This is a genomic window from Labrys sp. LIt4, from assembly GCF_017813775.1.
Taxonomy (GTDB): Bacteria; Pseudomonadota; Alphaproteobacteria; order Rhizobiales; family Labraceae; genus Labrys; species Labrys okinawensis_A.
Window position 1 is genome coordinate 105,589 of the sequence record NZ_JAGIPY010000004.1, and the last position, 14,277, is coordinate 119,865.

Sequence of the window (14,277 nt, forward strand, 5' to 3'; positions counted from 1 at the left end):
TCGTCAAAATGCTGAAAATCAGCCGCGGCCTCCCTTTCCAGATACGGGCCAGCGCAACGAGCGACTAGCACACCTGTCCTATGGTTCGATGCGGTGCCCACGCGTAATTTGGCCCCGGGCAACATAGGGGGATAGCTGCATGGCTAGACTGAATCCTGGTGTCGTGCAGCTTGGCACCGCCATCATCGCAACATTGCTTCTCACCGGCTGCGTGACGACGGCTCAGCAATCGAACCCGGTCCAGAAGGCCGCAAGCACGATGATCGGCAAGCCGATCTCCGTGGCGATCAATGCCTTTGGCCCGCCAACGCTGAACCTGCCGCCATGCTCCTATTGCACGGATGGCGGGACATATGCCTGGAACAACACGCGCATCTCAAGACAGTGGCAGAGCCGATGGGTGCAGACCGGCACATCGACCAGCCGGCAGGTCGTCGGCATGACACAGGGCGGAAACGGCCAGGCGGCGACGATCTACACGCAGGATGTCGAAACGCCGGTCGGCGAGAACCGCATGGTGCAGGTCGATAACGTCGATTACCTGTGCAACATCCAGGCCTTCACGGACATGAAGGACAACATCAAGTCGATCGATGTCGCCGGCTGCACGGCCGACAGCCGTTTTTAGGCGCGTCTCGTCATCAGCAGCGCCCAGCCCGCCGAACCGGGCTGGCCTATTTTTTCAAATGAATGCGACTCGAAAAAATAGCTGCGAGCGGACCCGAAATGGTCGGTCGGTGCCTGCCGCGAGTTCAGTCCGTGTCAACGATGCCTGCCGCAGGAAGTCTCGCTAATTTGTCGGCAAATGGCTTCTCACAAGCCTGTATTCGCGCCAGACAAGCATCATCACTACGATATCCAACATCGTGAGAATGATCAGCCCCGGGCCATGCGTATAAGAAAAGCGATAAAGTTGATAGGCAATGAAGAGCCCAAGCACCACCAGTGAAACTGGATATGACCAAAGCTTTCCTTTCAGAAGGCAGATGACCAGAGCAATTTTCACCAGACCGTGGCTCAACAGGTAGAACGCATAGAAGTGCTTTGTCTCGACGTTGAAATTCTGCGCAAAGGCGAGCATATGGGTGGCGATGAAGTCTCCAGGATTTTCGATCAGCTCTTCCTGCGTGAAATGGTTGACGAAAGCCGAGATTGAATTCGTACTGACCAGGGCAAGCCCGATGCCTCCGGCGCATTCCAATAATGCATGCGCACCCTTCAGCAAAACGCCGATCTGGAAAGCTTTATGTATGCGATTCTCGTTCATCGGCAGACGCCCCGCTTCCTCGCGCCCATGAGCCTGCGGGCCGGCTGGAGAAAAGACCCGAAGGCGGCACGCCAGCTTCAGTGGCGCCGTAGCGCTACAGCCGCAATTCCGGTCTCCGGATGATTTGTCCTATGTCATTGCGGCCCAGACGAAGCAATCCAGCAATACTGGCGACGATTGGCTGCGACTGGATTCGAGAGCGAACGAAATAGCTGCACCGCAATGAGTGAAAGCGCTTACAGCCGCTGCTCGTCCCGTCCAGGCGGCTGGCCGGCGAAGGACGGAGACCCGAGGCTCAGGGAGCATCATGCAATTGCAGACGGCTCATTTCCCTCCTATTTTACCCCTTCAAGGAAGAACTCGGCATGGTGCATATGGAAGACCTTTATCGCATTCTGCGCGCCGGCCACGTTCAGGCGCAGGGGATCGTCGATACCGTTCCAGATCCGTTGCTTGTGCTGGACGAAAGCCTCTGCGTGCAGACTGCCAGCCGTGCTTTTTTTGAAACATTCAAGGTGGATCGATACGAGACCATCGGCAAACCTCTCTATGAATTGGGCGGCGGCCAATGGAATATTCCGGCGCTGCGACAGCTGCTTGTAGAGGTGATCCCGAAAGCGACCGCCGTGATCGATTACCGAGTCGAGCATGACTTTCCCGGTCTCGGCCGGAAGATCATGCTCGTGACGGCCCGCAGGCTCCATCACCCTGACGATGTAAGTCACACCATGCTGGTATCTATCGTCGACGTAACCGATCGATACGACGAGGAGGCGGCAAAGGACCTGAAGTTCGGCGAACTGCGGCATCGCATGAAAAACCTGCTTGCCGTTGCCGAAGCAATCGCCCGCCAAACCACGACGGAGGGACGTTCGGCCGAAGAATACCGCGATGACTTTCTGGGCCGGTTCGGCGCCTTGGTGGAATCGCAAGATCTTGCCTTCACCGAGGAAGGGGACACCGGCCTGGGGGCGCTGATCGAACGGAATCTCAGACCTTATGCCACCGCCCCCGAATCCCTCGTCATCGTGCCGGGCGCCGATATTCAACTCGGTTCTCGCGCGCTGATGTCGCTGAGCCTCGTCCTTCACGAACTTGCGACAAATGCCGCCAAGTATGGCGCTTTGTCTCTCGCCGGCGGTCGCATAACGATCGCGTGGCAGGTCGAGGAAGGCGATAGCCGCCTCCGGCTGAAGTGGGTGGAGAGCGGCGGGCCGCCCGTTGCGCCGCCAACAACGACCGGCTACGGAACGCGACTGATCCAGTCCACGACAACCTACAGTCTCGGCGGTGAGGTGGAACAACAATATGCGGCAGGCGGTTTGAGGGTCGAGATCGTCATTCCGCTCGGGGGTGCCTTTCTCGCGAGCTGAAAGCCGATCGCTTGCAGAAGACCATTCTAATCGTCGAGGATGAGTTCCTGATCGCATTGGACCTGGAGCTCTTGCTCCAGCGCCACGGGTGGCGCGTTATGGGGCCCGTGGCCACCGTGCGAGATGCGCTACGCCTGTTGGAGGAAGAGTTGCCCTTGGTCGCGCTCCTCGACGTCAATCTTGGGCGCGAACTCGTCACGCCGGTTGCAGAAACCTTGAAAGCGCGAGGTATACCCTTCATCCTGGCGAGCGCATATGAAAGGCCCGAGAAAATCGGCGGGGATGTTCTGGCCGGGGTCCCCAATGTGGGCAAGCCGACACGCGAACATCGCCTCCTGGCCGTGCTGGCGCAACTGCAGCATTCACCGTCATTTCTCGAGTTGAAAGCGACTCGGCCGGATTAATTGCGACTCGCGGGACGAAATAGCTGCGACTCAATGGGAGAAGCGATCACACTCACTGCTGTTTGTCGAGGGTCCAGTAGAGCGCCCCGTTCGGCTAGTCCGGGGCGTTTACAGGAAGGGGGGCGAAATCGTACGCTAGCTGACAATCCGGTGAGCTATCAAAAAATGCGAGGGTTTGTGACCATTGATAAAGGAAGCGCAATCCATCGTCTAAACCCGCCGGACCTGGGGGCACCATCGGGCTATTCGCAGGTGGTAGATGTCAAGGCGAGCCGATTGATCTTCATAGCGGGTCAGACTGCGCTCGACCGAGACGGCGTATTGGTTGGCAAAGGCGACTTCATCGCCCAAGCTAATCAGGTTTTTCGCAATTTGAATGCGGCCCTTCAGGCTGTCGGCTGCGACGCAAGCCACCTTGTAAAAATGACAGTCTTTCTCCGCGACATGGGTAATCTCGGCGCATATCGCGAGAGCCGCAACCGTTTCTTCGCCACGACGACACCTCCGGCAGCGCCTGCTGTCACTCTGGTTGAGGTGTCAAAGCTCTACGGGGAAGACTTCTTGATCGAGATCGAAGGCATCGCCGTTGTGGTCTGATCTGCGGGCCATTTTCTCCGTGTCTCCCGTTCAGAGAGGTAGGGGTTTACGTTGAGGGTAATGGTCTGGCGCAATCTGGCTCTGTCAGATGAACTGACTATATTGCACCCAACAGGCCATCGGGGATAGGGCGTTCGTCTTCCTGTTAGCGCAGCGCTTTGCGACAATGTCCCGGCCGTCTGATCGGGGGAAGTATCGGCCGGGCCTGAAATGCTACCAGCTGTACCGGCGATATCCACCGTATCCGAGGTAAACTGGCCGCCGGTACGGATAATAGACTGGCGTATTGGGCACGCAGCGCCCCCAGATGTTCGGGCGCCAGCCTGGGCCGCAGCCTACGGGAGCGCCCACGACCATCGTTCGCGCGACTGGCGGGGCGCAGCTCGTCAGTAAAAGGCCGCTTAGGAAGGCGGCGGATATGGCTATCGTTCGGATCAACGCAACACTCCATGATCGTGTACACACGCGAGGGCAGCGGTTCGCTCCCTCAACTACCTTCAACGTGGTGTGCAGTCGAATCCGTCGCTGTCTCGTGAATTTATGTTCGGCGGTAGCGGTCTCCCCGCCAGCCGGCGGGAGCGTCAGCTATGCGATCAGAACTTGTAGTTGACCCCGAGGCGCACAATCTGCCCGGTAACATCCTGAGAATACCGCTGAGAAAATGGTGGGTTGGCGGGGGAAGGGAGGGCGATACTCTTCACCTCACCGAGGTCAAAATAGAGATACTCGGCCTTGACCGTCCAGGCGTCCGTTACCGCATATTCAAGGCCCGCGCCAAGAGTCCAGCCTGCTTTTGTCGTGCTGGCAGAGCCCGCGTAGCGCGTGCCGAAGAATTGCTCGTCGTGTGCGACGTCGACTTTGCCGTAAGATAGACCGCCGGTGACGTATGGCAGGAAGCGATCGAACGCATAACCGACACGTGTGCGGACGGTTCCAAACCACTTGATGGAGGACGACTGACGATAGGTGTAGGCACCGGCACGTCCGTTTGGATTCCGCATCGTGGATTTATCCGTCATGTCGGAATAGTTGAAGTCTGCTTCGACGCCGACGACAAACTGGCCAATCTGGCGATTGTATCCGACTTGAGCGCCGCCAACAAAGCCGTCTACTGACAGGTCTTTCTTGCCGAGCGCATCCGAATAGTAAGGGTCCCACTCGGGACCGCCGAGGCCATCCAGGGTAGCGTCATCGTTATTCCAGCCATACCCGGCATTGGCGCCCACATAAAATCCCGTCCAACTGAACGGAACTGCTACCGGTGCAAGCGGCTCAACAGCAGCCGGGGCAAGATCGGCGGCCATAGCTGCGCCAGTGAGACAAAAAAACGAGGAAGAGGCAATGAGAAACTTACGCATAGCAAGATTCCAAATATGAACTTTCCTTATCAATAGCCTCGATTTCATAGGAATCATGTTGCCAACGAGCAACAGTTCGAAAAAATTCTCTGTAACAAAACTTGAACAGCCGAAGTCCTCAGAGAAAAGCGCCTTCACATAAGAGGATATTCAGAAAAACTTCAATTAATCTGCAATTGAACAATATAATTTCAGTATGTCGCGCCTCACTCATGAGGAGAGCCCCCGGCCAAGAATGAAGAGCCCGGATAGGGCCTCGTGATTTTTTTCCACATCCATTGAGAGGTACGAATGGCGAAAGCCGGGAACCGTCCCGTTGCGGCCAACGACAATAATCCAGATGTCATTTCTCGAAATAGATGCGACTCGATCGAATAAATTGCGACTCGCCGATCGAAGTAGCTGCGACTGAATGTGGAGCAGCGCGGCGGACCGCTCCGAAAGCTGCGGCTGCAGAATTGACCGCAACAATGCGCCAACAGCACACAGAGCTGCACGATCCCGTTTGTCGTCTTTCGACCCAATGGCGCGTTCGCCATCGTAAAGCGATGATGCCAGCTCGAAAAGCGAGTTGTGATAGGCGCGCCGCCTGTTCTATCCTGAGGTGCTGGCAAGGAGAAACAGATGCCCAGCAATCTTCCTCAAACTCATGCGAACTACCTCGAACGCGTCCGCAATGCGGTAGCGTCCGACAATCGACTAAGCGCCCTTCTGATAGGAGGATCGTACATTCATGGCGGCCTCGATGAGCATTCCGACCTGGACTTCGTCATTGTAGTCAACGACGAAAGCTATGCGGACGTCATGGCGACGCGACTGGCCTTCGCCAACGCCCTGCCTGATCTGGTCAACGCCTTCACGGGCGAGCACGTCGGCGAGCCGCGTCTTCTCATCTGCCTCTACGGCCCCCCGCTTCTGCATGTCGACCTGAAATTTGTTTTGAAATCTGACCTCGATCATCAGATCGAGAGGCGGGCAATCTTGTTTGCCAGGGAACCGGCGGGCATCGAGGCCCGTGTTCAAGCCGGGACGGTAGCATGGCCCAATCATCCCTCGGAGTGGTTCGAGACGCGGACCTGGATCTGGCTGCACTATGCGGCCACCAAACTTGCTCGCGGCGAACTTTACGAGGCAATTGGTATGCTTGCCTTCTTCCGCGAGCAGGTTCTGGGGCCGTTATTGTATCGCCGCGCAGGCAAAAACCAGCGGGGTGTGAGACGCCTCGAAGCGCTCGGATTGGACGAGCACGGGCGACTTCCTGCAACCATCGCCGAGAACAACCCCTCGTCCGTTCAGAGGGCCATTGAGGCATCCATCGACATCTATATGGACCTGAGGTCCGATGATCCGCCGTCGCAGCCAACAAAAGCAATGCCTGAACTTCTTCGCGACTTCATCCGGAACGTAACCTGCAAAACCCGCGTTGAACTGCATGACACGAGACGAGACAATAGCGCCGACGTTTGTCCGTAGTTTCGCTGCTGGTGCGCGAATTGCGCCTCGCCGATCGCAGCAGCTGTGCACGCGATCCGGACCATTCCATCCAAGAGCATCGTCGCACGACTGCCGCCCCGTGACGATTGCCCCGGGCGTTTGGTGAGAGCGGTTCCGCAGACAAAAATGGCCGCCCGATTCCCCGCCGGGCGGCTGCCGCGATCGCCATGGGGCTACGCGTCCCCAGAATCACGCTTTGTTCTCATTTCCGCTTGGCGATGCCGCGCTTCCTCGCTATCGTCGGGCAGGCTGACGGGGAAACGAGATGGTATCGCGCGTCGCGACGGTGGCATTCGAGGGCGTGGAAGCGCGCCAGGTCGACGTGCAGGTCCAGATCATGACCGGTTCGGTGGTGTTCACCATCGTCGGCCTGCCGGACAAGGCGGTGTCGGAGGCGCGCGAAAGGGTGCGCGCCGCCCTGACCGCGGCCGGCCTGGCCCTGCCGGCCAAGCGCATCACCGTCAATCTCGCCCCGGCCGACCTGCCCAAGGAAGGCTCGCATTTCGACCTGCCCATCGCCCTCGGGGTGATGGCGGCCATCGGCGCCATTCCGCATGACGCGCTGGAAGGCTATTGCGTGCTGGGCGAGCTCGGCCTCGACGGCACCATCACCAAGGTCGCCGGCGTGCTGCCATCGGCCGTCGCGGCCAACGGCCGCGGGCTCGGCCTGATCTGCCCGGCCGCCTGCGGGCCGGAAGCGGCCTGGGCGAGCCCCGAGATGGACATTCTCGCGCCGCGCTCGCTGATCCAGCTCGTCAATCATTTCAAGGGCACGCAATTGCTCTCCCGCCCGCAGCCGCGCATCGCCGCCGCGCCGGCCGCCCTGCCCGACCTCAAGGACATCAAGGGCCAGGAGACCGCCAAGCGTGCGCTGGAGGTGGCGGCGGCCGGCGCGCATAATCTCCTGATGATCGGTCCGGCCGGCTCCGGCAAATCGATGCTGGCGGCCAGGCTCCCCTCGATCCTGCCGCCGCTGATGCCGGCCGAGCTCCTGGAGATCTCGATGATCCATTCGGTGGCCGGCCAGCTCGCCGGCGGCGAGCTCACCAGCCGGCGGCCCTTCCGCGCCCCGCACCATTCGGCCTCGATGGCAGCCTTGATCGGCGGCGGCATCCATGCCCGGCCGGGCGAAGTCTCGCTCTCCCATCACGGCGTGCTCTTCCTGGACGAGATGCCGGAATTCGCGCCGCAGACCCTCGATGCCCTGCGCCAGCCGCTGGAATCGGGCGAGGCGGTGATCGCCAGGGCCAATGCCCGCGTCGCCTATCCGGCGCGGATCCAGCTCGTGGCGGCAATGAACCCCTGCCGCTGCGGCAAGGCCAACGATCCCGGCTTCGCCTGCCGGCGCGGGCCGGTGGAGCGCTGCGCCGCCGACTACCAGGCCCGCATCTCCGGCCCGCTGCTCGACCGCATCGACATCGTCGTCGAGGTGCCGGCCGTCTCGGCCGCCGACCTCATCCTGCCGCCGCCCGCCGAGGGTTCGGCCGAGGTCGCGGCCCGGGTGGCCGAGGCCCGGGACCGCGCCGCCCAGCGTTATCGTGCGCTCGGCCTGCCCGACGGCTCCACCAATGCCAGCGTGCCGGTCAGTGTGGTCGAGGAGGTCACCCGCCCCGATGCCGCGGCGACCAAACTCTTGCGCGACGCCTCGGAAGCCATGCGCCTGTCGGCCCGCGGCTTCCACCGCGTGCTCAGGGTCTCGCGTACTTTGGCCGATCTCGACGGCGAGGCCGATGTCGGCCGCATCCACATCGCCGAGGCGCTCAGCTACCGGGCGCGGACGGACAGGGCCACGGTGCTGGCATAGGTCCGACCTTCACCACCGCGGCATCGCGAGCAGCGACAGACTGGCGACGCGGCCGCGAAGCCGCTATCTGCAGGTACCCAGCCGAGTTCACCCGAGACATTTCATGCGCCATCCCGTCTTTCTCGCCTGCCTCGCCTTGCTCGCCGGCACCGTTGCCGCCCAGGCCGCTCCGCGCCCTCGCTGCGCCGATGCCGCCGTGAAGCAGGCCCAGAAACTGCTCGCCTTCCATTCCGACAATGACGACCGCGCCACGGTCGACCCCGGCAGCGTCAAGGCGGTCGGCACCGTGGGCGCCCTGGCCGGCAAGGGTCGGTTCGACGTGATCGAGGTCGAGGGCTCGATCTACAAGGGCAATTACCGCATGCGCCTGATCTATGCCCAGATCCCCGGCGACTGCGTGCTGATGGGCCAGGAGATCCTCGAGCGCAGCGATCCCTATTGATCGCAGCGGGCTGGCCAGCCTCGGCCGATGCGGCTTAGACTGAGCTGCCAGCCGCAGCAGCGATCGAGGTGATTCATGACGGGCAGCCAGGCAACCGGACGCCTTTTCGTGGCGCTGATCGCCATCACCGCCTGGCTCGCCGTGGCCCTGCGCGCCTGGATCGTGGTCGGAGCCGTGATGGCGAGGGGCCGCACGGCGCTGGACGGCCTCGTCACCGTGTTCAGCTATTTCACGTTGCAGACCAATGTGATCCTGGCCGTGGTCGCCACCGCCTGCGCCCTGTGCGGCGAGGCAGCAGGCTTCCTGACCAAACCGTCGACGCGGGCGGCGGTCACCGTCTACATCATCATCGTCGGCGTGATCTATGCCGTGCTTCTCGCCGGATTGCGGCAGCTGACGGGCCTTGCCGTCCCCGTCGACATCGCTCTGCACCGGGTGGTGCCGGTGCTCTTCACGCTTTATTGGCTTCTCTTCGTGCCGAAGGGTCATCTGGCGTGGCGCGATCCGTTGGCCTGGCTGATCTTCCCGGCACTCTACGTCGTCTACTCCCTGGTCTATGGCGCGCTGACGGGCCGCTATCTCTACCCCTTCTCCAACGTGCCGGTGCTCGGCTATCCCCGGGCCCTCGGCAATGCCGCCCTCATCCTCCTTGCCTTCTATCTCGTCGGATTGGTGCTGGTGGCGATCGATCGCGCCCTGGCGAGGTCTGCCGTCCAGTTGCGCTCCTGACCGTCAGAGGTATCATGATGGCACCTCTTTCTGCTGGAGTACCGGCCAAAAAAGGGGCGCCGGTTTTCGGGAAAAACGATGCGGCAACAGGAACCGACAGCACCGGCCCCGATTCCGGCTGGAAAGAGGTGCGGCGTGACAGGCAATCCAAGGCTCGGCCGTCTCTTCGCCGGGATGATCGCCCTCCTTGCCGGCGGCGCCGTAGTGCTGCAGGTGCTGCTGGGCGTCGAGAGCGTGCAGGCGCAGGGACGCAGCGCTCTCGATGGCGTCGTCCTCGTCTTCAGCTATTTCACCGTCCTCACCAACACGCTGGTGGCGATCGTGGCCGGCGCCAGTGCCCTTCTCGGGGAGCGGAACGGCTTGCTGACCCGGCCGGGGACCCGGGCCGCCGCGGCCATCTACATCTTCGTGGTCGGCGCGATCTTCGCTGCCCTCCTCACCGGGCTGCGCGAGACTCATGGCCTGGATCGCCTGGCGGACGACACCCTGCATCGCGTCGTGCCGGTGCTTTTCGTGCTCTATTGGCTCCTCTTCGTGCCGAAGGGGCAATTGCGCTGGCGCGATCCCGTGGCGTGGATGCTCTACCCTCTGCTTTATGTCGCCTATTCGCTGCTCTACGGCGCGCTGAGCGGCCGCTATCTCTATCCCTTCGGTGACGTCTCGGTTCTCGGCTATGGCGGCGCGCTTGCCAATGGCCTGCTCATCCTGGCGGGTTTCTTGGTGCTGGGAATGATCGTGGTGGCGATCGACCGCGCCATGGCGCCGGCAAGGAGCACGTGACCGGGTAAGACGATACTGCGGCCTGTTGTCACAAATCCGTACGAAAATTGTGATGATGCTTCTTGGATGGGGATTTGGGCAGGGGCGCCATATGCCGAGCACGACGCCGAAAGGCTTGTTTGCAATGATCAATCCGCGCGGCTGGGGCAGCAAGCTGCCGGCCGGCATCGTGCCCTTGGCGCCGCGCCGCCGGCTCAAGCCCGCCTTGCGCCAGCGCCGCATCGAGAATATCGGTTTGCCGATGACTCTCGGACGCATCGGTTCCCTGGAAGTGCGGCTGGCTGAGACCGCAAGGGACGTGAAGAAGGCGCAGAAGCTGCGCTATCAGGTGTTCTACGAGGAGATGGCGGCCATTCCCGATGCGCTGTCCCTGATCTCCAGGCGTGACCGCGACGACTATGACACGCTGTGCGACCACCTGCTGGTCATCGACCATGACGCTCCCACCAAGCTGGGCAAACCGGGCGGCCGCGTCGTCGGCACCTATCGCCTGCTGCGCCAGGACGTGGCTGAACGCCATGGCGGCTTCTATTCGGCGGCCGAATACGCCATCGAGCCGCTGATATCGGCCCACCCCGGCCGCCGCTTCCTCGAACTCGGCCGCTCCTGCGTGCTGCCGGCCTATCGCAACAAGCGCACGGTGGAACTGCTCTGGCACGGCATCTGGACCTATGTGCTGCACCACAAGATCGACGTGATGCTGGGTTGCGCCAGCCTGGAGGGCACCGACCCGAGCCGCCTTGCCCTGCCGCTGGCCTTCCTGCACCACCATGCTGCCGCTGAGGGCGAATGGCGCGTCAAGGCCGTGCCGGAGCGCTATGTCTCGATGAACCGCATCGCCAAGGAGGGCATCGACGTCAAGCGGGCCCTGCATGCCTTGCCGCCGCTGATCAAGGGCTATCTGCGCCTGGGCGCCACCTTCGGCGACGGTGCGGTGGTCGACCACCAGTTCGGCACCACCGATGTGCTGGTGGTCCTGCCGGTCGAGAAGATCAGCGCCCGCTATGTCGATCATTTCGGCGCCGGCGCCGAGCGCCACGCAGCGTAGTGGTGTGCCGGTCTTCAGGCCGGCATCTCCAAGACGATCGACAAAGGGGTAAAAGCCGGTCTGAAGACCGGCACACCACTACGCCGCCAGCCCGCGCTTCTTCAGCAAGGCCTCGGGCTTGGGATCATGGCCGCGGAAGTCGCGATAGGCCTGCGCCGCATCCTGCCGGTTGCCGGCGGCATAGACGAACTCTCTGAGCCGGCGGGCCGTCTCGCCATCAAAGATGTCGCCGCTTTCGACGAAGGCGTCGAAGCCGTCGGCATCGAGCACCTCCGACCAGAGATAGGAATAATAGGCCGAGGAGTAGCCTTCCCCTGAAAAGACATGCTGAAAATGCGGCGGGCGGTGGCGCATCACCATGGCCCGGGGCATGTCGATCTCGGCCAGCACCTTGGCTTCGAAGGCGCCGACGTCGAAACCCTCGGCTTCCGCCAAAAGATGCATTTCCAGATCGACCAAGGCGGAAGAGACATATTCCACGGTGGCGAAGCCCTGGTTGAAGGTGCGGCTGGCGATCAGGCGATCGAGCAGCGCCTTCGGCATCGGCTCGCCCGTCTTGTAGTGCACGGCATAGCGCTGCAGCACTTCGGGCTGTTCGAGCCAGTGCTCGTAGAGCTGGGAGGGAAATTCGACGAAATCGCGCGGCACGCTGGTGCCCGAGAGCAGAGGGTAGGTCACGTCCGACAACAGGCCGTGCAGGCCGTGGCCGAGCTCGTGGAACAGGGTACGGGCATCATCGAAGGACAGCAGGGTCGGCTGCCCATCCGCTCCGCGGGCAAAATTCATCACATTGACGATGATCGGGCTGATGGCGCCGTTCAGCCGCTCCTGGCTGCGGAAGGCGCTCATCCAGGCGCCGCTGCGCTTGGAGGGCCGGGCGAAATAGTCGCCATAGAACAGGCCGATGCTTGCGCCGCCCGCATCCGTCACCTCGAAGGCCCTGACGTCGGGATGATAGACCGGCACGTCCTTGCGCTCGGTGAAGGTGATGCCGAACAGGCGCCGGGCCGTGTCGAAGGCCGCTTCGATGATCTTGTCGAGCTGCAGATAGGGCTTGAGCTCGGCCTCGTCCAGGTCGAATTCCTGGCGGCGCTTCTTCTCGGCATAATAGCGCCAGTCCCAGGCCTGAAGCGCGATATTGTCGCCTTCACCGGCCGCAAGGGCTTCGAGGCCTGCGCGCTCGCGTTCGGCTTGGGCACGCGCCGGCTGCCACACCGAGCGCAGGAGATCGAGCGCCGCCTCGGGCGTGCGGGCCATCGAATCGTCGAGCCGATAATGGGCGAAGGTCGGGTAGCCCAAGAGCTTGGCACGCTCGGCCCTCAGCGCCACCATCTCGGCGATCAAGGCACGATTGTCCGTCTCGCCGCCGCCTTCGCCACGAGCCAGCCAGGCCTTGAACGCCGTCTCGCGCAGGTCGCGGCGGGCGGAGAACTGCAGGAAAGGCTCGATCAGCGAACGCGACAGCGTGACGGCATGGCCGCTCTCGCCGCGATCTGCGGCCGCGCTGGCGCTGGCGGCGCGCAGGAAATCGGGCAGGCCGGCAAGATCGGCCTCGCCGTCGAGCTTCATCGACCAGGCCTTCTCGTCCTTCAGCACGTTCTGCCCGAACTGGGTGCCGAGGCTGGCAAGGCGCTCGGAAATCGCGGCCAGGCGTTGCTTGACCGCTTCCGGCTTGCCGGCGCCGGCTCGGCGGAAGGCGGTGTGGTAGCGGTCGAGCACCCGGGCCTGCTCCGGCGACAGGCCGAGCTCGCCGCGCCTGGAGAAGACGGTGTCGATGCGGCGGAACAGGGCATCGTTCAGATAGATCGCGGTATGGTGGCGCGACAGGACCGGCGCCATCTCGCGCTCGATCGCCTGCAACTCGTCATTGGTATCGGAGCCCGCCAGGTTGAAGAACACCGAGGCGACCTGGTCGAGCGCCCGGCCCGATCGTTCCAGCGCCGCCAGCGTGTTGTCGAAGCTCGGCTCGGCGGCGTTGCCCGCGATCGCATCGATCTCGGCCCTGTTCTCGGCCAGCGCCGCCTCGAAGGCCGGGCGATAATGCTCGGTGCGGATCTCGGCGAAAGGCGGGGCGTCGAAGGCGGCGGACCAGCGGGCGAGCAGGGGATTGGTATCAGCGGACATGCAAGAGCCTCGATTCGGGTACGGCCCTTATAGCAGCCGACCTTCCCTCCATCGAAATATGCATTATCTTTTGATTTTGGAGGGCACCATGGCCGATGAAAACGACCCGGCGACGCCGGCCGATTCCAAGCTCACCCGCACCAAGCAGCTCTGGGCCCAGGCCGGCAAGTTCCTCACGGGCCGGCCTTCCCGGCCCGAGAGCGACCGCCTGCCGCCGGGCCAGCATCTGGTCAGGGACTGGCCGGTGCTCGATCTCGGCCTGCTGCCCAGCATCGACAAGGCGCGCTGGCAGCTCGACATCTTCGGGGCGGTCGAACATCCGGTCGTCTGGGACTTCGCCCAATTCTCGGCGCAGCCCCAGGTCACGCAAGTCTGCGACATCCACTGCGTCACCACCTGGTCGCGCTACGACAATCATTTCGAGGGCCTGCCTGCCTTGGCTCTCGCCGAAATCGTCCGTCCCAAGCCGGAGGCGAGCCATGTCGTGCTGCATTCGGCCGACGGCTACACCACCAACCTCTCGATGCAGGATTTTCTCGCCGAGGACGTCCTGATCGCCCATGCCTGGGAGGGCAAGCCGCTGACCTCGGACCATGGCGGCCCGGTGCGGCTCGTGGTGCCCCGGCTCTATTTCTGGAAGAGCGCCAAATGGTTGACCCGCATCGAATTCTCAAGCCACGACAAGCCGGGTTTCTGGGAAGTGCGCGGCTATCACAATCGCGGCGATCCCTGGCGGGAAGAGCGCTATAGCGAGTGAAAACGCCTGGGACCGCCGGCTTTCCAGCCGGCCCTTGAAAATGCGGGGTTTCACGAAGAAGGAACCGGCCGGAAAGCCGGCGGTCCTAGAGCAAAGCGCG

Annotated in this window: 14 protein-coding genes; 11 read left to right on the forward strand and 3 right to left on the reverse strand. The window is 62.5% G+C overall.

Annotated features, from left to right (window positions below; genetic code table 11):
* Nucleotides 1-139 precede the first annotated feature (139 nt).
* Entirely contained in the window at nucleotides 140-628 is a 489-nt protein-coding gene (locus J8I29_RS08845) for a hypothetical protein (RefSeq protein WP_146126833.1), read from the forward strand.
* 162 nt (nucleotides 629-790) lie between these two features.
* On the opposite strand, the gene J8I29_RS08850 is transcribed toward J8I29_RS08845, so the two are convergent.
* Nucleotides 791-1,267 carry a DUF2127 domain-containing protein gene (locus J8I29_RS08850; RefSeq protein ID WP_209431377.1) on the reverse strand — a complete coding sequence of 159 codons (477 nt, stop codon included), beginning with the start codon at nucleotides 1,265-1,267 and terminating at the stop codon, nucleotides 791-793.
* A 368-nt stretch (nucleotides 1,268-1,635) separates the two neighbouring features.
* On the opposite strand from J8I29_RS08850, the gene J8I29_RS08855 reads away from it, so the two are divergent.
* From J8I29_RS08855 to J8I29_RS08865, 3 genes are all read left to right on the forward strand, one after another.
* Nucleotides 1,636-2,640, forward strand: coding sequence for an HWE histidine kinase domain-containing protein (locus J8I29_RS08855; RefSeq protein ID WP_209431619.1), 1,005 nt, complete (start codon nucleotides 1,636-1,638; stop codon nucleotides 2,638-2,640).
* An 11-nt stretch (nucleotides 2,641-2,651) separates the two neighbouring features.
* Nucleotides 2,652-3,044 (forward strand): response regulator, encoded by a 393-nt coding sequence (locus tag J8I29_RS08860; protein WP_209431378.1) that lies wholly within the window; start codon nucleotides 2,652-2,654, stop codon nucleotides 3,042-3,044.
* A gap of 150 nt (nucleotides 3,045-3,194) precedes the next feature.
* A complete protein-coding gene (locus tag J8I29_RS08865) occupies nucleotides 3,195-3,641 on the forward strand; it encodes a RidA family protein (RefSeq protein WP_209431379.1) in 447 nt (148 codons plus the stop codon).
* Between the two features lie 593 nt (nucleotides 3,642-4,234).
* Here J8I29_RS08865 and J8I29_RS08870 read toward each other — a convergent pair.
* A complete protein-coding gene (locus tag J8I29_RS08870) occupies nucleotides 4,235-5,137 on the reverse strand; it encodes an outer membrane protein (protein ID WP_348535995.1) in 903 nt (300 codons plus the stop codon).
* A 486-nt stretch (nucleotides 5,138-5,623) separates the two neighbouring features.
* Between J8I29_RS08870 and J8I29_RS08875 the strand changes: the two genes are divergently transcribed.
* From J8I29_RS08875 to J8I29_RS08900, 6 genes are all read left to right on the forward strand, one after another.
* Nucleotides 5,624-6,472 (forward strand): nucleotidyltransferase domain-containing protein, encoded by an 849-nt coding sequence (locus J8I29_RS08875; RefSeq protein WP_209431380.1) that lies wholly within the window; start codon nucleotides 5,624-5,626, stop codon nucleotides 6,470-6,472.
* Nucleotides 6,473-6,758: 286 nt separating this feature from the next.
* A complete protein-coding gene (locus tag J8I29_RS08880; RefSeq protein WP_105860893.1) occupies nucleotides 6,759-8,297 on the forward strand; it encodes a YifB family Mg chelatase-like AAA ATPase in 1,539 nt (512 codons plus the stop codon).
* Nucleotides 8,298-8,400: 103 nt separating this feature from the next.
* Nucleotides 8,401-8,739: a hypothetical protein gene (locus J8I29_RS08885; protein ID WP_105860894.1), complete on the forward strand. Its 339-nt coding sequence runs from the start codon at nucleotides 8,401-8,403 to the stop codon at nucleotides 8,737-8,739.
* Nucleotides 8,740-8,814: 75 nt separating this feature from the next.
* Nucleotides 8,815-9,468, forward strand: coding sequence for a Pr6Pr family membrane protein (locus J8I29_RS08890; RefSeq protein WP_209431381.1), 654 nt, complete (start codon nucleotides 8,815-8,817; stop codon nucleotides 9,466-9,468).
* 135 nt (nucleotides 9,469-9,603) lie between these two features.
* Entirely contained in the window at nucleotides 9,604-10,248 is a 645-nt protein-coding gene (locus tag J8I29_RS08895; protein WP_209431382.1) for a Pr6Pr family membrane protein, read from the forward strand.
* A 241-nt stretch (nucleotides 10,249-10,489) separates the two neighbouring features.
* Nucleotides 10,490-11,296 carry a GNAT family N-acyltransferase gene (locus J8I29_RS08900; protein WP_245196850.1) on the forward strand — a complete coding sequence of 269 codons (807 nt, stop codon included), beginning with the start codon at nucleotides 10,490-10,492 and terminating at the stop codon, nucleotides 11,294-11,296.
* Between the two features lie 78 nt (nucleotides 11,297-11,374).
* Here J8I29_RS08900 and J8I29_RS08905 read toward each other — a convergent pair whose 3' ends face one another.
* Nucleotides 11,375-13,420, reverse strand: coding sequence for a M3 family metallopeptidase (locus J8I29_RS08905; protein WP_209431383.1), 2,046 nt, complete (start codon nucleotides 13,418-13,420; stop codon nucleotides 11,375-11,377).
* Nucleotides 13,421-13,508: 88 nt separating this feature from the next.
* Here J8I29_RS08905 and J8I29_RS08910 point away from each other — a divergent pair, with 88 nt between their 5' ends.
* Nucleotides 13,509-14,177, forward strand: a complete 669-nt coding sequence (locus J8I29_RS08910; protein ID WP_209431384.1) for a sulfite oxidase-like oxidoreductase — start codon at nucleotides 13,509-13,511, stop codon at nucleotides 14,175-14,177.
* Nucleotides 14,178-14,277 lie beyond the last annotated feature (100 nt).

Coding starts and splice junctions, on each gene's coding strand:
- J8I29_RS08900 (WP_245196850.1), top strand. CDS start 10,490: ATGACTCTCGGACGCATCGGTTCCCTGGAAGTGCGGCTGGCTGAGACC.
- J8I29_RS08875 (WP_209431380.1), top strand. CDS start 5,624: ATGCCCAGCAATCTTCCTCAAACTCATGCGAACTACCTCGAACGCGTC.
- J8I29_RS08880 (WP_105860893.1), top strand. CDS start 6,759: ATGGTATCGCGCGTCGCGACGGTGGCATTCGAGGGCGTGGAAGCGCGC.
- J8I29_RS08850 (WP_209431377.1), bottom strand. CDS start 1,267: ATGAACGAGAATCGCATACATAAAGCTTTCCAGATCGGCGTTTTGCTG.
- J8I29_RS08910 (WP_209431384.1), top strand. CDS start 13,509: ATGGCCGATGAAAACGACCCGGCGACGCCGGCCGATTCCAAGCTCACC.
- J8I29_RS08905 (WP_209431383.1), bottom strand. CDS start 13,420: ATGTCCGCTGATACCAATCCCCTGCTCGCCCGCTGGTCCGCCGCCTTC.
- J8I29_RS08890 (WP_209431381.1), top strand. CDS start 8,815: ATGACGGGCAGCCAGGCAACCGGACGCCTTTTCGTGGCGCTGATCGCC.
- J8I29_RS08885 (WP_105860894.1), top strand. CDS start 8,401: ATGCGCCATCCCGTCTTTCTCGCCTGCCTCGCCTTGCTCGCCGGCACC.
- J8I29_RS08845 (WP_146126833.1), top strand. CDS start 140: ATGGCTAGACTGAATCCTGGTGTCGTGCAGCTTGGCACCGCCATCATC.